Origin of the sequence: Shewanella schlegeliana, assembly GCF_016765635.1 — a bacterium.
In the GTDB taxonomy this organism is placed as follows: Bacteria; Pseudomonadota; Gammaproteobacteria; order Enterobacterales; family Shewanellaceae; genus Shewanella; species Shewanella schlegeliana.
The window spans coordinates 124,922-143,453 of the sequence record NZ_JAESVD010000011.1 but is presented as its reverse complement, the minus strand read 5'-3'; the positions used below and the strand labels follow the sequence as shown (position 1 = coordinate 143,453).

Annotated in this window: 17 protein-coding genes and 2 tRNA genes; 7 read left to right on the top strand and 12 right to left on the bottom strand. The window is 46.6% G+C overall.

Annotation, left to right across the window (positions count from 1 at the left end):
• Positions 1-160: 160 nt before the first annotated feature.
• Complete coding sequence (gene gdhA / locus JMA39_RS17530) at positions 161-1,504, bottom strand: NADP-specific glutamate dehydrogenase (protein WP_202723175.1); 1,344 nt, start codon at positions 1,502-1,504, stop codon at positions 161-163.
• A gap of 472 nt (positions 1,505-1,976) precedes the next feature.
• Positions 1,977-2,067: transfer RNA gene (locus JMA39_RS17525), tRNA-Ser, on the bottom strand.
• A 511-nt stretch (positions 2,068-2,578) separates the two neighbouring features.
• Between JMA39_RS17525 and JMA39_RS17520 the strand changes: the two genes are divergently transcribed.
• Genes JMA39_RS17520 through JMA39_RS17510 form a run of 3 tightly spaced genes read left to right on the top strand, consistent with a single transcriptional unit; the run spans position 2,579 to position 5,181 of the window.
• The gene (locus tag JMA39_RS17520; RefSeq protein ID WP_202723174.1) at positions 2,579-3,073 is read left to right on the top strand and encodes a permease; all 495 of its coding nucleotides are present in this window, start codon (positions 2,579-2,581) and stop codon (positions 3,071-3,073) included.
• Between the two features lie 19 nt (positions 3,074-3,092).
• Entirely contained in the window at positions 3,093-4,199 is a 1,107-nt protein-coding gene (locus JMA39_RS17515) for an HlyD family secretion protein (RefSeq protein WP_202723173.1), read from the top strand.
• Positions 4,189-5,181: a DUF2955 domain-containing protein gene (locus tag JMA39_RS17510; RefSeq protein WP_202723172.1), complete on the top strand. Its 993-nt coding sequence runs from the start codon at positions 4,189-4,191 to the stop codon at positions 5,179-5,181. Before JMA39_RS17515 ends, JMA39_RS17510 begins: the two co-directional genes overlap by 11 nt.
• A 484-nt stretch (positions 5,182-5,665) precedes the next feature.
• Here the strand turns inward: JMA39_RS17510 and JMA39_RS17505 are convergent.
• Positions 5,666-5,756: transfer RNA gene (locus tag JMA39_RS17505), tRNA-Ser, on the bottom strand.
• Positions 5,757-5,903: 147 nt separating this feature from the next.
• The gene (tyrP, locus tag JMA39_RS17500) at positions 5,904-7,106 is read right to left on the bottom strand and encodes a tyrosine transporter TyrP (RefSeq protein WP_202723171.1); all 1,203 of its coding nucleotides are present in this window, start codon (positions 7,104-7,106) and stop codon (positions 5,904-5,906) included.
• A gap of 437 nt (positions 7,107-7,543) precedes the next feature.
• Between tyrP and JMA39_RS17495 the strand changes: the two genes are divergently transcribed.
• Together JMA39_RS17495 and JMA39_RS17490 are read left to right on the top strand one after the other, a co-directional pair.
• Positions 7,544-8,089, top strand: a complete 546-nt coding sequence (locus JMA39_RS17495; RefSeq protein ID WP_202723170.1) for a TlpA family protein disulfide reductase — start codon at positions 7,544-7,546, stop codon at positions 8,087-8,089.
• A 10-nt stretch (positions 8,090-8,099) separates the two neighbouring features.
• Positions 8,100-8,624: a GNAT family N-acetyltransferase gene (locus tag JMA39_RS17490; protein WP_202723169.1), complete on the top strand. Its 525-nt coding sequence runs from the start codon at positions 8,100-8,102 to the stop codon at positions 8,622-8,624.
• A 41-nt stretch (positions 8,625-8,665) separates the two neighbouring features.
• On the opposite strand, the gene JMA39_RS17485 is transcribed toward JMA39_RS17490, so the two are convergent.
• Both JMA39_RS17485 and JMA39_RS17480 read right to left on the bottom strand, forming a co-directional pair.
• A complete protein-coding gene (locus tag JMA39_RS17485; protein ID WP_202723168.1) occupies positions 8,666-9,256 on the bottom strand; it encodes a hypothetical protein in 591 nt (196 codons plus the stop codon).
• Positions 9,257-9,385: 129 nt separating this feature from the next.
• Positions 9,386-9,901 (bottom strand): hypothetical protein, encoded by a 516-nt coding sequence (locus JMA39_RS17480; protein WP_202723167.1) that lies wholly within the window; start codon positions 9,899-9,901, stop codon positions 9,386-9,388.
• Positions 9,902-10,118: 217 nt separating this feature from the next.
• Between JMA39_RS17480 and ubiD the strand changes: the two genes are divergently transcribed.
• Both ubiD and fre read left to right on the top strand, forming a co-directional pair.
• Positions 10,119-11,600, top strand: a complete 1,482-nt coding sequence (gene ubiD / locus JMA39_RS17475; protein ID WP_202723166.1) for a 4-hydroxy-3-polyprenylbenzoate decarboxylase — start codon at positions 10,119-10,121, stop codon at positions 11,598-11,600.
• Between the two features lie 104 nt (positions 11,601-11,704).
• Positions 11,705-12,415, top strand: a complete 711-nt coding sequence (fre, locus tag JMA39_RS17470; protein ID WP_202723165.1) for an NAD(P)H-flavin reductase — start codon at positions 11,705-11,707, stop codon at positions 12,413-12,415.
• Between the two features lie 69 nt (positions 12,416-12,484).
• On the opposite strand, the gene JMA39_RS17465 is transcribed toward fre, so the two are convergent.
• The 6 genes from JMA39_RS17465 to rbsD form a co-directional block, all read right to left on the bottom strand.
• The gene (locus tag JMA39_RS17465; RefSeq protein WP_202723164.1) at positions 12,485-13,489 is read right to left on the bottom strand and encodes a substrate-binding domain-containing protein; all 1,005 of its coding nucleotides are present in this window, start codon (positions 13,487-13,489) and stop codon (positions 12,485-12,487) included.
• A 58-nt stretch (positions 13,490-13,547) separates the two neighbouring features.
• Positions 13,548-14,465 carry a ribokinase gene (rbsK, locus tag JMA39_RS17460; RefSeq protein WP_202723163.1) on the bottom strand — a complete coding sequence of 306 codons (918 nt, stop codon included), beginning with the start codon at positions 14,463-14,465 and terminating at the stop codon, positions 13,548-13,550.
• 128 nt (positions 14,466-14,593) lie between these two features.
• Positions 14,594-15,493, bottom strand: a complete 900-nt coding sequence (gene rbsB, locus JMA39_RS17455) for a ribose ABC transporter substrate-binding protein RbsB (RefSeq protein WP_202723162.1) — start codon at positions 15,491-15,493, stop codon at positions 14,594-14,596.
• A 99-nt stretch (positions 15,494-15,592) separates the two neighbouring features.
• Positions 15,593-16,567 carry a ribose ABC transporter permease gene (rbsC, locus tag JMA39_RS17450; protein WP_202723161.1) on the bottom strand — a complete coding sequence of 325 codons (975 nt, stop codon included), beginning with the start codon at positions 16,565-16,567 and terminating at the stop codon, positions 15,593-15,595.
• Positions 16,564-18,069: a ribose ABC transporter ATP-binding protein RbsA gene (gene rbsA / locus JMA39_RS17445; RefSeq protein WP_202723160.1), complete on the bottom strand. Its 1,506-nt coding sequence runs from the start codon at positions 18,067-18,069 to the stop codon at positions 16,564-16,566. Before rbsA ends, rbsC begins: the two co-directional genes overlap by 4 nt.
• A gap of 17 nt (positions 18,070-18,086) precedes the next feature.
• Positions 18,087-18,506, bottom strand: a complete 420-nt coding sequence (gene rbsD, locus JMA39_RS17440) for a D-ribose pyranase (RefSeq protein ID WP_202723159.1) — start codon at positions 18,504-18,506, stop codon at positions 18,087-18,089.
• Between the last annotated feature and the right edge of the window lie 26 nt (positions 18,507-18,532).

The window sequence follows — 18,532 nt, the reverse complement described above, 5'->3', positions numbered from 1 at the left end:
AATAACAAAAGTTTTCACAGCATATTATGCAGATAACTATAGAAAGTAGAGCATGAATAGCTGCAATAACGCCATTTAAACCTAGACAGACTAAAGATTTAAATAAGCGGCAGCAGAAAACAAAAAAGGGCCAAACGGCCCTTTTCATCAATTAAATTACTTAGTAGACGCCTTGCGCCTTCATCGCATCGGCGACTTTGACAAAGCCAGCAACGTTAGCGCCCAGCTCATAGTTGATATGGTTATCTTCACGTCCATACTGCTCACAGGTCGCGTGAATAGAGTACATGATATCGCGTAAACGCATATCCACTTCGTCACGACTCCAGCTTAAACGCAGCGCATTTTGACTCATCTCTAGACCTGATGTCGCAACACCGCCAGCGTTAGCCGCCTTGCCCGGTGCAAACAGTACTTTAGCTTCATGCATTAACGCGATAGCTTCAGCCGTGCTTGGCATATTCGCGCCCTCGGCAACCATCTGCACGCCATTGGCGATTAGCATTTTGGCATGCTCGCTATCTAGCTCGTTTTGAGTCGCACAAGGTAGCGCCACTTCTGCAGCAAACTGCCATGGCGTTCCGCCGGTCACGTACTCAAGCCCATTCTCATAGGCATAATCAGCAACACGTCCACGACGTTCGTTTTTAACTTCCATCAACTTAGCAAGTTTCTCAGGAGTAAAACCTTCTGGGTCAAATACCACGCCGCTTGAATCAGAGGCTGTAATGACCTTACCGCCCATCTCCATCGCTTTTTCAATCGCATATTGCGCCACGTTACCAGAACCCGACACAGAAACGATTTTACCTTCTAAGGTTTCACCCTTGGCTTTTAGCATGGCTTCAACAAAGTAAAGCAGACCGTAACCTGTCGCCTCCGGGCGGATTAAGCTACCACCAAAAGATAAGCCTTTACCGGTAAACACACACTCAGCGCTGTTAGTCAGCTTCTTCATCATGCCTGTCATGTAGCCCACTTCACGGGCGCCGACACCGATATCGCCAGCTGGCACATCGGTATTTGCACCTAGATGACGGTGTAGTTCGAACATTAATGCCTGACAGAAGCGCATCACTTCACCGTCGCTCTTACCCTTAGGATCGAAGTCGCTACCACCTTTACCACCGCCCATTGGCAATGTGGTTAGGGCATTTTTAAAGGTCTGCTCGAATGCTAAGAACTTAAGCACCGACTGGTTAACTGAAGGATGGAAACGCATACCGCCCTTGAAAGGACCAATAGCAGAGTTGTGCTGGATTCTAAATGCACGGTTTACCTGCACTTTACCTTGGTCATCAACCCAAGAAACACGGAACTGGATCAAGCGCTCAGGCTCAACAAGACGCTCTAAAATACCCGCATCTAAATATTCAGGATGCGCTGCGACAAAAGGCCAGATAGAGGTTAATACTTCTTTTACAGCCTGCAAGAACTCAGGTTGATCAGGGTTACGAACGGCAACAGTGGAAAGAAAACTATCGAGAGTCAGATCGCAGCTCATTTTGGTGCTCCAGGGTATACAAAGAATTGAGATTGCTACTGCTTGGAATGCGAATGCACGCCCGCAGTTTATTGTGTGGGATGGTTTATATCAGGAATTGATGGTTAATGAATACAAGACTTTACTCAACCTGTGTGTTGCCTCAAGAAATTCGAACATTATCCCTTAACGCTAAGAATTTCTTAATAAAGCAGCCATAAAAACAAGAAATCATCAATTATTTAAGGCATATCAGCTCTTAAACAGTAAGCTTGCCGCCTATTAAGATAGAGTTCGCCTATTTAAGCTGCAAAACCTAAGGTAATGAGGATCAAATACACAAAAGTTCGATCTTTATAAAAGCCCTACCCCTAAATAGAACGCAGAGATAACTGACGTTGAACAGACTTAAAAAGAGAGCAACCCTAGGGTTCTTCATTACAAATCGCATATAGCAAAAAGCCCGCTATAAAATAGCGGGCTTTTCTAAATGTGGCGGAGGGATAGGGATTTGAACCCTAGATGGGCTATAAACCCATGCCGGTTTTCAAGACCGGTGCATTCGACCACTCTGCCATCCCTCCGAACGCCGCAGATAATAGGGTTCCTCGGCTTCAATGTAAAGCCCAATTTTAACTGAATGGTCAAAAAATGAAAAAATTAGCTCATTTTTAGGGATTTAATCTGTATTTTTTCTCAAATCTTGCTGCACTCGTACAAATAAACAGCGTCAAGCGCTAGCCACTAACAAAAAGAAAGGCTCTATATATGTTGCAGAGATAATCGACTTTGAACGGACTTTAAAAACAATAACCCTAGGGTCTAACGCTCTAGCTGAAGCGAAAAAGACTTCCGTTCTCTGTTAGTAAGAATGGAAGCCGAGAACAACGAGATGAGCAATGCCTAAGTTTAGTCGATGACGTTGTTCCTTTCGCTAAAATTACCTAGTGGTTCACCAAACAGCAAACCTCCCACTTCCCCTGCAAAACAACAGAACCTCAACACAATATCAAGAATTAACCATATTAAGCATGCATTTATGCTCTAGTTGTAGTTATAATCAACACTTACCGTTGAAACATCTCGGTGTCAAAAGTGAAGATTAAACTGAAAGACTCGTTGATTGGTGGCGTAATTAACGGTGTCATTAACGCCTACATCGCTAGCTTCCATTTTAAAGGCATGGATAGCGTTCCGATGTCAGTCAATATGATCATGAACTCCAAAGTGACAGTGTGGGGGCAAGCTGTGTCTCTGACATTTGGCTTAGGTATCATTTTATCGCTTATTACCTCCAAGCTGTTCGTTCATCAATTAAAGAAAAACCATCCCGACCATGCCGCACAACTACAAAGCGGATTTTGGTCCCATCTTCTCCCTATCGCATTAACTCAGGCAGCGGCACTGTTCGGTTGGTTTGTGACTCTTGCTGTGATCTGGACTAAGTTTGCAGGAGAAGTGACGGTCTCCACTTCTTGCGCAGTCATTCTTGTGGGTCTTTTCGCCTTTGTTATTACCATCGCGGTAGAAGTGAGGACGAAGAAAAGCATCATCTATAAAAAGATAAATCTACTAGAGCAGCAATATTAAGCGAGCATAGGAAAACAATATGTCAGAAAACACTACCGCAACCAATCCTGATCACGACAATAAGAAAATTAACCAAGCTCGCTCATTCACCTACTACATTTTTGCTTTGGTCACTGCCATATGGCTATATACTTTATGGGCAGACAGAATGACCCCAATGACCAACGAAGCTCGAATCAATGGTCAATTGATTCGCATTAGTCCTGAAGTGTCAGGCCCAATTTCACAAGTCGCAGTAGTGAACAACAGTTCAGTGAAAGCGGGAGACGCTCTAGTAGTCATCGACCCTCGCCCTTTTGAACTGGCAGTCAAAGCCGCAAGGTTTGACTTGCAACAAGCTGCGCAGTCTTATGAGGCGGACTCTGCTGCAATCAATGTCGCGAAAGCAAGTGAGGTAGCTGCTCGAGTTAAGGTGGATAACGCAAAGAAAAATGTAGAGCGTAACCGAGTCTTAGCAAAGAGAGGAACAATTAGCCAAGCTAGCATGGACAACATTGTAGCTGAGCTAGAAACTGCACAAGCAGGCCTTGCTCAAGCGACTTCTGAACTGGAAAAAGCCAAACAAGAGTTTGGTCCTCGAGATATCGAGAACCCAGAAATTCAATCGGTACTAAACCAACAAGAGCAAGCGTTACTTAACCTAAACCATACTAAACTCATAGCACCAACTGATGGTGTGATCACTAACATGAATGTTGCTGTGGGCGACTATGCAAGCACGGGACAACCTCTCCTAACACTTATCAATAACAACCATTTGTGGCTTACCGCCATGGTAAGAGAAAACTCTCTTGCTCACTTGAAGCCTGGTGACAAGGTCAAAATCGTTTTCGACGCACATCCAGGTGAAGTATTTAACGGCAAAATTTCCTCTATCGGTTGGGGAAGTAGCGGCAATGGTAGCCTTACAGAAGATGCTAGCAATGGTCTCATGAATTCACCGACGAGCAGTGCGAAAGCCCAGCGCTTTCCCGTTAATATAGAGTTCACACAGTTACCTGATGCTCTTGACCCAAGATATGGTGGTCGTGCCGTTGTCGGTTTCTATCCAAATGAAAGCTATATCGGTGAAAGGCTGCAAGATTTGTGGGTCTGGGCGTGGAGTTATATCAGTTATGTATCATAGTGCCGCCAACCCGTTAATCAGAGTTGCGGTATTCCCTGTCGTATTACTTTTTTGGCAATACGTATTCGGAACTGATTTACCCTTATTAGCGCCAGCTATGTGCGCTGTATTTCTGACCACAACTCATGAGCCTCCTCCGCTGATTATGGTATTTATCATGGGGGGGATTTTGTTCATTACCGCTTGGTTTCAGGCGTTAATGAGTGGGCTATTGAGCGATTACTTACACGTCTACTACCTCTTCTTATTTGGGATTTTTTACTGGTGTATGGAGCGTACCAAGAAAAACTCCCAAGACGTATTTGCGATTTTACTCATAGTTACCACCGCTATGATTGCAGTCTTTACCCAGCAAAAAGGCATTAGTGTTGAGCAAATACCGATAGCTTTACTAAAAAATATCTTTATTGCTGGTTTTACGACGTACTTGGCTTACTTCCTGTTTCCGGGAGGTGAGCCACTTGCCACAAATGTAACTCCACCAATATCGACAACCAAGTATCTACTAGATTGGCAAACAATGCTTAAGGCGATAATTGTCATGATAATGATGGTATGTACAATCCAGCTGGACTTGGAGCAAAGTACGATCATTACCATCGTTGTCGCGCTAATTATTAAGGATCCTGATCCTAGTATTGGTAAAGATTATGGTTTAAGACGGTTACTGACGACATACGCCAGCTTGTTGTACGCGGTTCCGCCTTTAGTCATGAGTCTGTTGCAAGCCAACCTTGTGGGAACATTAGGTGTTGCGGTAGTTAGCTCCTTATTTATGGGGATGAATGCCGTCTCGAAGAAAGCCAGCTATAACACGATTCAGTTAATGTATTCCAGTTATGTCGTCTTGGTGTTTTACGGCATTACATCAACCAGTATAAGCGCAATCTCAGATGATTTAGTCCGTTTTGCTTCTGTGTTTGGTGCAGTATTGGTGGGTATCATGAGTTTAATTATTTTATACCCTAAAGCGAAAAATTAATGTCATTAAGCCAATCAAAGCCGAGTTTAGACTCGGCTTTATATTACCTGCTCGATCCTTAACTCATGAGCAAAGAGTTTATACATAACAGAGAGATTGCTGACTTTAAACAATAGGAAGCTTTGGATTATGGCTTACTTTCTGGCTTTATCTGAATGTGGCGCGGGGATAGTTCGCTCTGGCTCTCTGTAAATAGCAGGAACCCTAGGGTTCTTCTTTACAAATCGCATATAGCAAAAAGCCCGCTATAAAATAGCGGGCTTTTCTAAATGTGGCGGACGGATAGCTGACTTTAATCAATAGGAACCCTTGGGTTCTAATCTGCTTTATATTCGAAACGAAAAAGGGCTTCCATTACTGGAAGCCCTTTCTCTAAATGTGGCGGACGGATAGCTGATTTTAAACAACAGGAACCCTAGGTTCAAAGTGTACTTCCAAAATGCGAAAAGGCCCCAGCATTTCTGCTGGGGCCTCATCTTGAATGTGGCGGAGGGATAGGGATTTGAACCCTAGATGGGCTATAAACCCATGCCGGTTTTCAAGACCGGTGCATTCGACCACTCTGCCATCCCTCCGAACGCCGCTGATAATAGGGATCCTCGGCATCAATGTAAAGCCTAATTTTATTCAAATCGATCGAATGACTAAAAAACAAGCCAATAAGGTAAATAAATACTTAATCAGCTGTTTTCTGTCAATTACCCAGGCAATTACTCAGGCGATCAGCCAACCGACGGCAGTAGATTAAACATCTGCATTAACTGCACGCTGATAATCAACACGCCTGCTAATGTCGCCGCCGCTAAACCTAAGTTACCACCTTTAACCTGATAACCTTCTAGACCAAGTTGCTTACGCTGCACAGCGACCATGGCGACAGGCAAGAATACCGCCAAAATCACTAAAGCAAAGGCTGCATAACCTAGCGCAGTAATAAAACCTTGAGGATAGAACAGGGCAAAGCCCAGTGGTGGCAAGAAAGTCACAAGACCCACTTGTAGTCTGTGGCTAGGTTTAGCACTACGCTTAAGCAGATCGGCGATAAAGTCGAACAGACCTAAACTCACACCAAGAAATGATGTCGCTAGGGCCAAATCAGCAAAGATAGATACCGCGCTGGCAATCATAGGATTTTCCAGCATGCGGCTCAAAGAGCCAATAAAACCATTAAGGCTTTGGCTAGCCATTAACTCTTGCTGTGTCAATACGCCTTGACTCGCAAGCATCCACAACACATAAACCATTAAAGGTAGTGACGAGCCGACAACGATGATCCAGCGCAGCGCCTTGGTATCTTTACCTAAGTAGCGAACCACCGACGGAATAGAGCCATGAAAACCAAAAGAGGTGAAGATAACAGGCAGTGACGCGAGCACTAAACCTTGATGTACAGGCAACTCGACCAAGTTTTCCACCGATACATGGGGCAGTAGCAGGAACAACATTACCACCAGCGCAATCAACTTAAGTGAAAATAGACTACGATTGATCAAATCCACCGAGCGTGTACCTATGGCAACCACGGCCCCAATCAACAGGGTAAAGATAATTGCCCCAGCTTGCATAGGAAGATCAAGCCCAAACCAGCTCGTTAACTTGCTGTGCATCTGCTCTCCCCCACCGGCGATATAAGCCGCGCAGAGAGCGTAAAACAGAAACATCATCGAAAAGCTAGCGATAACCTGCCCTTTACGACCCAGCAGCTTATGAGCCAAGGTGTGCAGCGTAGCATCGATAGGTGCATGTTGATGAACTTCAATCATAAGCAGTGCGGTATAGGTCATCAAAGACCAAATTAACAACATGATTACGCTGGCTATGCCAAAGCCTAGGCCCGATGCAGCGAGAGGTAATGCCAACATACCTGCACCGATTGTCGTACCAGCGATAATTAGCATACTGCCGAAGATTTTACTTTTGTTCATTTATGGTGTTCCAAATTAAAAATAAAGAGTTCGGAACAGGCTTTGATGGTGGCCAACTTCCGAAAGAAAATGGAATTGCCACAATGGAGTGATTTAAAGCATGAGGGGGATGAAGTAACCTCTATCTACGCCATTGTGGCTATAGATAGTAATACGCTTCTATGGGTGTTAATAACACGTAATTATCCTTGGTAAATCCTGTTAATCAACAACTTAACGAACAGAATGATATATGAACCACCACGATATGTTGTCCTCGTTCAACTGTCAACAACCCAGTTCTATTTATTGTTAAAAGCCGATACCACGCGCGCTCCCGATGATCTCCTTTCACTACCAAGCATCACAATTTAAGTTACATTCAGTTGCAAGCTAGGCTTATACATTCCGTTAGAGCTCTGTTATTTTAATGGTAATTTAATGAGAATGGATGCGCGATGAAAGCCCTTAGCTGGAAAAAAGCCCTTAGCACTAACAAAGCCCTTAGCTGGGAAAAAGTACTAAAACTGATGCTAGCAAGCCTATTGCTGTTAACCATCTCGGGCTGTGCCACAGCACCGACTCCAGTTGAATACCTCACCTATATCAAACCCGGCGACAGCGTTCCAGTCACTCAATTCGTTGATACTCAAGGTAATATGCTGGATATCCGTGAGTCAAAAAATAATAAGCTACTGATCTTATTTGCCACTTGGTGCCCCGACTCACAGCGTACTTTGACCCACTTAGTTAACTCAGATCTACACCTAAGTCCTAACGTGGATATCATAGGTATCGGCCGCGAAGAAACAAATGCCGTCTTAGATAAATTTGCCGCCGAATATGAGCTTAACTTTCCTTTAGTCGCCGATGTCGATAGAAAGATCTATGCTCAGTTTGCCAACGCTGGCATTCCAAGGCTGATCTTACTAGATGCCGATAACAAGGTAGTCAAAACCATTATCGGTGAGACTGAAAACGCAATAACAGACGCAGTATGGTAAAGGAAAACCGATGAGCAAACTCATAACCGAGACACAGAGATTAATTATTAGGGAGTTTAATCTCGATGATGTCCAAGCTGTCTATGATTTTAACGCCGACGAGCGAGTTAACCGCTACACAGGTGATGCTGGCGTCGTTCAGTCACTGGCCGACGCCGAGCGTATCATTCGTGATATTTGGCTGACAGAATATTTACAGTTTGGTTATGCACGATGGGCGGTAGTCTTAAAAGAGAGTAATCAGGTAATTGGTTTTTGCGGCTTTAAAAATGATTATCGCATCAATGAAACCGATATTGGTTATCGCTTGTCCCCCGAACATTGGGGCAAAGGCTATGCAACCGAGGCCAACAAAGCCTGTATTGAGTACGCCAAAGCCAAGATGGATCTCGACTATATCGTCGGCGATGTTGTCGAACAAAACCAAGCTTCAGTCAATGTACTTTTAAAGCTCGGTATGAAGTTCAATAAACGATTTGATGACTTAGGTTTTAAAATTATTCGCTACGATATGTACCTAAAAGCCAAAAGCTAATACTTAGCTGTTTATTGAAACCATATTGAAGACGTTGCCGACTAACTGGCAACGTCTTTAATTGCCACTTCACAGAGGCGAGCCCTTGAAGGGTTTATCCCATTTAGGTGCTCTATCAACTTAAAACACAGCTCAATATATTGAATCGCTTCGGCCTTGCCCACCTCATACCCCACCGCATGAGCGACACGATTACGCAATTGGCGCAGTTCACTAAATAGCTTGCCCTGCTTAGTATCGATCAAGGCTTCGTTGATCAAGATATTCTCAATATGCTTATAACGGGTATTTTTATCTAAGACAATGTTATCGCAGTGGGACTGGATCAAACGTTCGGCGGCCAAATCCACCTGCTGCCAAGCCTCAATAATGGCAGAGTTAGGCAGATGACTGGCCGAGGCGATAAGCATGGTCTTTTTGTCGGTTTTTAACTCAGGGAACACCCCTTGAGCCTGCTCTGTTACCGCTTTTAGTCCTTCGCCAAACTCCACTTCCAGTTCTCTAAACTTTAGCTTTTTAGCCAAGGGGATCAACTTAGAAATAGGCCGTTTTAAGGTAATAACGGCAAACACTAGCACCGCAGGCCAGACAAGCTTATCCAGCAGTTCTATGGTGAACTCCATCCAACTCATTATGCTATTTCCCTTAAGCTAGGTTCCATTAAGCAACTTTCCATTAAACACTCTTCCCTGTTTTATCACTTGCTCTCCCCCAGAGTAGCAAGATTATTTGACCGATAACATGGCGCGGTACGCCTAGATTCAGTTTATTTTCCGATAGGTCTTAGCATCCCAGTCATAGACATATTCCACGCCCTGCCACTCATAAACGGTGCGCCCCTCTCTTTGAATCACCCGCGCATTATCGGGTAATCGCGTCAGTCCTGTTGAGTAGCTGACACTGGTGGTCGCCCGTTCAGGTGGCGCAACAACCTTAGGTTTTGACGGTTTATATTCGGTTCTATTATAGCGATAAGGATACACATAACGGCTGTTATAACGGTAAGGATTGCCCCAACGCCAGTTATAGCCCGGTCGATAATAGCGGCTTCCATAAGGGTAACCGTACCAGCCATTAGACACCCCCACATTCCAGCGCCAAGGGTCACGGTAATCATGATTACTCCAGCCAACACCGACACTCACATTACTGATCACCGATAAATTGGCAAAGAGGTATCTGTGTTGTTGCTGGGCAAACTGAGTCGGTTGCTCGACAGCAGCGCTCGATGCAGCAAAAACTAGAAGGAAGCTCAGACTCCATTTAACAGTATCCATGATCATCCTCGATAAATTCGTCATAACCAGTTAGTTAATCTTACGCTTAATAACCCAATTCGCCAATGTCGGCTCCCGCTTCCCTCGGCAACAGACAGCAGTTCAGTATTCACTGAATAATTGCTATGCCACGCTTTGATGAACAAGCGTTTAACGCACGTTGGAATAATGCTATAGTGCGCGCCATATCACAGTTTATAGCGATGAGAATTCCCCTATGAGTTTTAAGGATTTACGCAGCTTTATAGACCACTTAGAAACCAATGGTGAGCTTAAGCGTATTAGTCATCCCGTCGATCCTCATTTGGAAATGACAGAGATTGCCGATCGTGTATTGCGCGCTAAAGGTCCAGCTCTGTTATTCGAAAATCCTGTCGGCAACGACATGCCTGTGCTGGCAAACCTTTTTGGTACCCCAAAGCGGGTGGCAATGGCATTAGGTAAAGAAGATCCTATCGCACTGCGCGATGTGGGTGAACTGCTCGCTTTTCTAAAAGAGCCCGAGCCGCCTAGCGGCTTTAAAGATGCGATCGCTAAGATCCCTATGTTTAAGCAAGCCTTAAACATGCCTCCCAAAACGGTGCGTAATCCACCTTGCCAACAGGTTGTCAAAACTGGCGAAGAGGTCGACTTGACCAAGCTGCCAATTCAGCACTGTTGGCCGGGCGATGTCGCGCCACTAGTAACTTGGGGACTGACCATCACCAAGGGTCCACGCCAGAAACGCCAAAACCTCGGAATTTACCGTCAGCAGCTACTCGGCAGAGATAAGCTGATCATGCGCTGGCTCGACCATCGCGGCGGCGCATTGGACTTTAAAGACTTTAAAGAGAAGCATCCTGGTGAGCGCTACCCTGTAGTGGTTGCACTGGGCGCGGATCCGGTCACCATCTTAGGTGCAGTAACACCGGTTCCCGACGCCATGAGCGAATACGCCTTTGCCGGACTACTCAGAGGCGAGCGCACCGAAGTCTGCAAAGCCATCAGCTGTGACTTAGAAGTCCCTGCCACCAGCGAGATCATCTTAGAAGGTTATATCGATCCCGAAGAGATGGCCGAAGAGGGTCCCTACGGTGACCACACAGGTTACTACAACGAAACCGATTCTTTCCCTGTATTTACGGTGACTCACATCACCCACAGAAAAGATGCCATCTACCACAGCACCTACACCGGCCGTCCACCAGATGAGCCAGCCATGCTAGGTGTGGCACTGAACGAAGTGTTCGTGCCTATTTTACGCAAGCAGTATCCAGAGATCGTCGACTTCTACCTGCCGCCAGAGGGCTGCTCCTACCGTATGGCGGTGATCTCAATTCGTAAGCAATACCCAGGTCATGCCAAACGGGTGATGATGGGCGCGTGGTCGTTCCTGCGTCAGTTTATGTACACTAAGTTCATTGTGATAGTGGATGAAGATGTGAATTGCCGCGACTGGAACGATGTGATCTGGGCGATTACCACCCGCATGGATCCCAAACGCGATACTGTGATGATAGAAAACACCCCTATCGATTATCTCGACTTTGCCTCACCTATCGCCGGTCTTGGCTCTAAGATGGGAATGGACGCCACCAACAAGTGGGAAGGCGAGACCGATCGCGAATGGGGCACCCCTATCGTGATGGATGAAGCCGTTAAGCAAAAAGTCGATGCCATCTGGGATGATCTAGGCATAGATGACGCGCCGACCCTATAGAGAATAAAGGGCTAAAAATTAGCTAAGCTCGGTATAGCCTGCTTAGCAGGCTAAAAGATTAATAGTGAATAAGCTTCCAAAGAGAAGCACATCAAGGACTAAAGATGAACACAATAAGCTGTACTATCGAAAAAGTTGCGCCGTTTAATGACGCTGTATATCAGGTAATTTTAAAGCCTAACACCGCTTTTGATTTTAAGGCGGGCCAGTACCTTTGCATCGTAATGGGAGAGAAAGACAAACGCCCATTCTCTATCGCTTCGGCGCCTGACGCCGAACATATCGAACTGCATATCGGTGCAGCGGTAAGCGAGAGCTATCCGATGCAAGTTGTTGAGCGCTTAAAAGAGTGTCTTGCTGTTGGCAGCACTATCGAGATCGACGTCCCAGGTGGAGATGCTCACCTACGAGCAGACAGCGTGCGCCCTCGCCTATTGATTGCTGGCGGCACAGGTTTCTCCTATATCAAGAGTATTGTCGAGCAGAAAATTGCTTTAGGCCAAGAGATTGAAACTACCCTGTACTGGGGCTGTCGTAACCAAGATGCCATGTACTATGAGACTATCGCCCGCGAGTGGCATGATGCTCACCCGTGGCTGAACTTTGTCCCAGTGATAGAGGAAGCGACCGATGACTGGAAAGGCAAGCAGGCTAACCTACTGGAGCAGATCCAGCATGATTTCGACAGTCTAGTTGGCTATGACATCTATATTGCGGGACGTTTCGATATGGTTGGCGCAGCACGTGAGTTATTCCGAACCATGGGCGTAGAGGAAGATCACCTCTATGGTGATGCATTCGCGTTTATTAAGTAAAAATCAGATTTAATCAGCCCATTGAGAAAAAGCGAATGAAACCTAATTCATTCGCTTTTTTTATTGGCTTTATTTTTTACTGACGCTGGCTCGCTCTGTCACTCTGGGTTCAATATCCATAAATTGTTGTGGCAGGTTTGGATCTTGCAAACGCGCAATCAAGGCATTGACCGCAGCCGCGCCTAAACGCGCCTTTGACTGATGGATACTGGTTAATGCTGGCGTCATATATTTTGCTAGCTGAATATTGTCGTAACCGATAACCGATAACTGCTCGGGGATCTGCACCCCAGTGCGCTGCGCCTCATGTAATACGCCAATGGCCATCATGTCATTACACACAAATAACGCGCTCGGTAACTCGCCAGCCGCTTGCAGCTTAGCAAACGCCGCCTTGCCGCCTTCAGTTTCAAAGTTGCCTTCCACCACCCAATCGGGGTTAATCGGCAAGTTAGCCGCTTGCATCGCATCGACAAAACCTTGATAGCGTAGATCGGCCTGCTGGCGATTACGCGGCCCGGTGATACAACCGATTTTGGTATGACCATTATCGATTAAATATTGAGTCGCGAGCACACCGCCTTGGCGTGAATGGCCTTGAATTTTGTCACAAGGAAATGCCACCGGTCCCCAGTCCATCACCACTACCGGGAGTGAGTCTAAACGGCGATAGATCAACGCATCCTCGCCTTCTAACATGGCGCACATCATGATTAAACCGTCGACTCGACGCTCAATTAAGGTGGTTAACGAACGCTTAAGACGCCGAGCATCACCCTCGGTATTACACAGGATCAGGTTATATCCCTGCTGATAACACGCCTGCTCTACACTGCGAACTACCTCAGCATAGAATGGGTTAGTCGAGGTGGTCACCAACATGCCGATGGTTTTGGTGCGGTTCTGTTTAAGGCTGCGGGCCACCGCAGAAGGACCGTGATAATTGAGTTGCTGCGCAGCCGCTTGCACCCGCTTTGCAATATCCTCACTCACAAAACGGGTACCATTCATCACATGACTCACCGTAGATGTGGATACACTGGCAAGTTTGGCAACATCTTTCATGGTGGCCATGGGGGTTAACTTCCTATCTGAATAACAGTCTTAATTACTATTAAAATTCAATCGCAAATTAGTTAGTTGCGATAAAGTGCTCAACTTCATCCCGTGATGGAATTGAAGTCTGCGCGCCAAAACGGGTCACCGAAATCGCCGCTGCGCCATGGGCAAAGACGATCGCGTCATCCATTGTTTGGCCTTCCAGTAGCGCCGTCACAAATGCGCCGTTAAAGGTATCACCAGCAGCCGTGGTATCGGTCGCTTGCACCTTAAAGCCTGGAATGATTTTGCCAGTCCCTTGCTCACTCAAATAAACGCCTTTCGAGCCTAGGGTGATCATCACAGTTGCGATGCCTTTGTCATGTAGCGCTTGAGCGGCTTTTGCGGCGCTGGCTGCATCAGTCACTGCAACGCCCGATAACACTTCGGCTTCGGTCTCATTAGGGGTAATGATATCAACCATAGCAAGAAGCGTATCCGGTAGGCTACGTGCAGGTGCTGGATTTAATACCACCTGAGTTCCTTGGGCTTTAGCAATGCTGGCAGCAAGCTCAATACCCGCAAGCGGAGTCTCTAACTGCATCAACAAGTATTTGGCTTGCTCGATTTTCTCACCGTGCTGCTCAACAATCTCAGTGGTTAACCCATTATTGGCGGCGGCAGCAATACAGATACTGTTTTCGCCGCTATCGCTCACTTGGATCATCGCAATACCCGTTGGCGTATTTGTCACCATATGCACGGCTGAAATATCCATACCGTCCTGAGCAAAAGTCTGGCGAATATTTTGACCAAAACTGTCATCACCCACACAAGCGATAAAACCAATATCGGCACCAAGACGGGCAGCGGCTACAGCCTGATTAGCCCCTTTACCACCTGGAATGACCTGATAGTTATTCCCATGCAAGGTTTCCCCTGGACGTGGAAAAGATGGCACTTGAAGTACATGGTCGGCATTCACACTGCCTAAAACGATTAACTGAGACATTTACATTTTCCTCGATGACCTCTGTAGCAAATACCCAGCTCGCAATGATGTTGGGCTCAGAGGGAAAATACGCCAATGATGCTAGCTCAATGGGCGTAGCATGCTAGTGTGACAAATTATCAGTAAGATTACTGTGTTTGAGTAATGATTTTTAACGCAACAGGAATTGATTTTTCAACGACTTGGCCTTTTAATATTCTATCCGCTGTAGCAATCGCCGTTGCACCGAGCAGCTCAGGTTGCTGGGCAATTGTCGCCGATAACTGCTGGCGTCTAACGGCGGCAATCCCTTCATCGGTACCATCAAATCCAATCACCATGACGTCTTTGCCCGCCGCTTCAATGGCACGTAGGGCGCCTAGGGCCATCTCATCATTCTGGGCAAATACCGCTTGCACATCGCCGTTGGCGGCCAACATATTTTCCATCACGTTTAGGCCCTTTGAGCGATCAAAATCTGCAGGCTGACTCGATAGCATGTTTAAGCCATGAGCATTAACCGCATTACTAAAGCCTTCACCACGCTCACGGGCGGCAGAGGTACCAGCGATACCCTCAAGCTGGATAACCTTGGCATTCGCGCCCAACTGCTGTGCAATAAACTGCCCAGCTAGCTCACCACCCGCGATATTATCGGAGGCAATATGACTAACGATGTCGCCACGTTCTGCAGTTCTGTCTAGTGTCAGCACTGGGATATTAGCCCGGTTAGCGGTGCGGATAGCATTGGTCACCGCTAATGCATCGGTCGGGTTAATCAAAATCGCCTTAACGCCGCGCATCGTCAAATCTTCAACGTTAGCCAGCTCCTTGCTAGGGTCGTTTTGCGAGTCCAGAGCAATCAGCTTATAGCCAAGCTCTTTGGCCTTGGCTTCTGCGCCATCTTTCATAGTAACGAAGAAGGGGTTATTCATCGTCGACAGCACGATAGCGATGGCGTCTTGGGCACTAGCGCTAAAGGATACCAGACTCGGCAGTAGCGCTGCCGCTAACATCACTGACGCTTTCTTGTTAATAGGTTGCTTCATAATCGCCTTTCAATATCCAGCCTTTATGATAGTAGGCTCTAAATGATAAGAACTTTCAGAACAAAAGCAGAGGCGATAAACGCCCCTGATGATCAGAAATTACGCTTTTTGCTTAGTGTCGATAAGTACCGCTAGCAAGATAACGCTGGCTTTGGCAATCATCTGGTAATAAGACGACACATCCAGCAGGTTTAACGCGTTATTTAAGAAGCCGATAATTAGTGCGCCAATTAAGGTACCCATGATGCGCCCCTTACCGCCCATTAAGCTGGTGCCGCCTAGGACCACGGCAGCAATCGCATCGAGCTCGTAGCCCATACCTGCCGTTGGCTGCGCCGAAGACAGACGTGCGGTGACGATAATCCCCGCCAAAGCTGCCATTGAACCACAGATGGCGTAAGCCGCGATCTTGACTTTATCTACCGCAATTCCCGATAGACGAGCCGCAGACTCATTCCCCCCAACAGCGTAAATGTAACGGCCAAAGCGAGTATGATTCAGCAGATACCAAGCGCCAATAAACACTATCGCCATCAACCACACTGGCACAGGAATACCCAGCAGGTAGCCAGTGCCTAACCAAGTAAAGCTATCGGCAGTTTCGCTAAAGCCTGTAGGCACAGGGCGGCCATCGGTGTACACCATGGTCACACCGCGCAGCAGTGTCATGGTCACAAGCGTGGCGATAAAGGCCTGTACCTTGCCCTTAGCGACAATAATGCCGCTAATCGCACCTAATGCCGCGCCAGCAATCAGCGCTACCGGCAAGGCTACGATAACTGGCACATCCATACCGATTAAGGTCGCCACAATCGCACCGCTTAAGGCCAAAACCGAACCCACGCTTAAGTCGATACCTGCAGTTAGGATAACGATGGTCATACCGACGGCAATAATCGCGTTAATTGAGGTTTGGCGTAAAATATTCAGTAAGTTATCGACGGTTAAGAAGTTAGGGCTCAACAGTGACACGACGAAAATCAGACACATTAGGGCGATGAGCGACTTCTGCTCAATCAACCAAGCTTTGTTAATACGCTTGTAAAATGGCTGCGCTGTAATTGACTGGCTCATGCAATATCCTTGTTTAATGTTTTACCGACTGCACAAGCAAGAATGGTTTCTTGTTCTGCCTGGGCGGCATCGAATTCCCCAGTGATCTGGCCTTGATGCATAACTAAAATACGATCCGACATGCCCATTAACTCCGGCATATCCGATGACACTAAAATGATGCTCATACCCTGAGCTTTAAAACGGTTGATAAGATCGTAGATCTCTTTTTTCGCCCCGACATCCACGCCACGAGTTGGCTCATCTAAGATCAGCACCTGAGGTTGTGTCATTAAGCCTTTGGCAATGGCTACTTTCTGTTGATTACCGCCCGACAAGTTACCGATGCGTGCATCACGACTCGGGGTCTTGATATTAAACGCACCAATAAACTGATCGACTTCAGCAATCTCATCTTGATGACGCAGTTGTAGCCCGCTGCTAAGTTTTGAGAGTGCACAAATAGACATGTTTTCTTTAACCGACAGTTCCAGCAGTAAGCCGTCACCCTTACGGTCTTCAGAAATATAAGCGATGCCTGCATCTAACGCTTGCTGAGGGCTGTTAAGCCTGATGAGATTACCGTTAAGGTTAATCTCTCCATGAGTTTTAGCGCTTGCGCCAAAGATGATTTTCATCAACTCGGTACGGCCTGCGCCCATCAAGCCTGAGAAACCTAAGATCTCGCCCTTGTTAAGATTAAAGCTGACATTATTAACCCCAAGTCCAGATAGCTCGCTAACCGCGAGTCTACAGCCCTGATGTGTATTGACGATACGCGGATATTGATCGGCCAGTTTGCGGCCAACCATGCGCTCAATGAGGCGGTCTTCATCAATATCAGCAATAGCGCATTCGTGGATGAAGCCGCCATCACGCAATACTGTTACCGCGTCACAAATAGTAAAGATCTCTTGCATGCGATGGGAGATATAGACGATGCCACAGCCCTGTGCACGCAGCTCATTAATCACCTTAAATAGCGACTGAGTTTCAACATCGGTTAGCGCGTCGGTCGGTTCATCCATGATGATAACTTTAGAGTCAAAGGAGATAGCCTTGGCTATTTCAACCATCTGCTGCTCGCCTAAACTCAAATCACCCACTCGGGTTTGCGGCGCATGACTTATGGCTAAGCGGGCCAACAGCGCCGCAGCTTGGGCATTCATCTCATCCCAAAGAATGCGGCCAAAGGCGGATGTGATCTCACGACCAAGAAAGATATTTTCAGCGATGGTGAGCTCAGGTAATAGATTGAGCTCCTGATGGATAATGCTAATACCAGCGGCTTGTGAATCACGGGGGCCGTTAAAAGTACGCGTTTCACCTTGATAGATAATCTGGCCTTCATCTAACGAGTAGATCCCGGTGAGCACTTTCATTAAGGTGGACTTACCCGCTCCGTTTTCGCCCATCAATGCCATCACTTGGCCTGGGTAAACGTTTAAGCAGGCTTTGTCTAAGGCTTTAACCCCAGGGAAAGACTTTTCAATGGCTTGTAACTGCAATATGGCTTGGGTCATACGTGACTCCGCTAAGCTTAAAATACAACACCGGTTTTAAAAATCACATTGGCATAAGGCGTACACTCGCCAGTGCGGATCACCGCGCGGCTATGACCACTGCGCTGTTTAAATGCCTCATGGCTAATGTACTCGATAGTCAATGTTCGCCCTGTCGCTTGCTGCTCTTGCTCAATTTCAGCCAGCAATTGTTGATGGCACTCCGGGCTGACATCGGCAAACTCCTCTGCCATCACTACGCCCTCAATTTGCGAACTAGCTAGCCAAACTTTGACGGTTGCAATAAAACTAGGCACCCCATGGGTCAGCGCCAGGTCAATACGTTGCACCTGTGCAGGGATAGGTAGTCCAGCATCACAAATGGTGACTTCATCGGTATGACCCAATGTTGCCGTAAGGTAGTTCATATCGGCATTGAGTAGAGCGTGTTTATTCATCTATCAACCTAAAGTATTTTTGTATG

What these genes read in the sequence shown, in the direction of transcription:
- gdhA (WP_202723175.1), bottom strand. Translation starts at nt 1,504, where the DNA reads ATGAGCTGCGATCTGACTCTCGATAGTTTTCTTTCCACTGTTGCCGTT.
- JMA39_RS17515 (WP_202723173.1), top strand. Translation starts at nt 3,093, where the DNA reads ATGTCAGAAAACACTACCGCAACCAATCCTGATCACGACAATAAGAAA.
- JMA39_RS17510 (WP_202723172.1), top strand. Translation starts at nt 4,189, where the DNA reads ATGTATCATAGTGCCGCCAACCCGTTAATCAGAGTTGCGGTATTCCCT.
- tyrP (WP_202723171.1), bottom strand. Translation starts at nt 7,106, where the DNA reads ATGAACAAAAGTAAAATCTTCGGCAGTATGCTAATTATCGCTGGTACG.
- JMA39_RS17495 (WP_202723170.1), top strand. Translation starts at nt 7,544, where the DNA reads ATGAAAGCCCTTAGCTGGAAAAAAGCCCTTAGCACTAACAAAGCCCTT.
- JMA39_RS17490 (WP_202723169.1), top strand. Translation starts at nt 8,100, where the DNA reads ATGAGCAAACTCATAACCGAGACACAGAGATTAATTATTAGGGAGTTT.
- JMA39_RS17485 (WP_202723168.1), bottom strand. Translation starts at nt 9,256, where the DNA reads ATGAGTTGGATGGAGTTCACCATAGAACTGCTGGATAAGCTTGTCTGG.
- JMA39_RS17480 (WP_202723167.1), bottom strand. Translation starts at nt 9,901, where the DNA reads ATGGATACTGTTAAATGGAGTCTGAGCTTCCTTCTAGTTTTTGCTGCA.
- ubiD (WP_202723166.1), top strand. Translation starts at nt 10,119, where the DNA reads ATGAGTTTTAAGGATTTACGCAGCTTTATAGACCACTTAGAAACCAAT.
- fre (WP_202723165.1), top strand. Translation starts at nt 11,705, where the DNA reads ATGAACACAATAAGCTGTACTATCGAAAAAGTTGCGCCGTTTAATGAC.
- JMA39_RS17465 (WP_202723164.1), bottom strand. Translation starts at nt 13,489, where the DNA reads ATGGCCACCATGAAAGATGTTGCCAAACTTGCCAGTGTATCCACATCT.
- rbsK (WP_202723163.1), bottom strand. Translation starts at nt 14,465, where the DNA reads ATGTCTCAGTTAATCGTTTTAGGCAGTGTGAATGCCGACCATGTACTT.
- rbsB (WP_202723162.1), bottom strand. Translation starts at nt 15,493, where the DNA reads ATGAAGCAACCTATTAACAAGAAAGCGTCAGTGATGTTAGCGGCAGCG.
- rbsC (WP_202723161.1), bottom strand. Translation starts at nt 16,567, where the DNA reads ATGAGCCAGTCAATTACAGCGCAGCCATTTTACAAGCGTATTAACAAA.
- rbsA (WP_202723160.1), bottom strand. Translation starts at nt 18,069, where the DNA reads ATGACCCAAGCCATATTGCAGTTACAAGCCATTGAAAAGTCTTTCCCT.
- rbsD (WP_202723159.1), bottom strand. Translation starts at nt 18,506, where the DNA reads ATGAATAAACACGCTCTACTCAATGCCGATATGAACTACCTTACGGCA.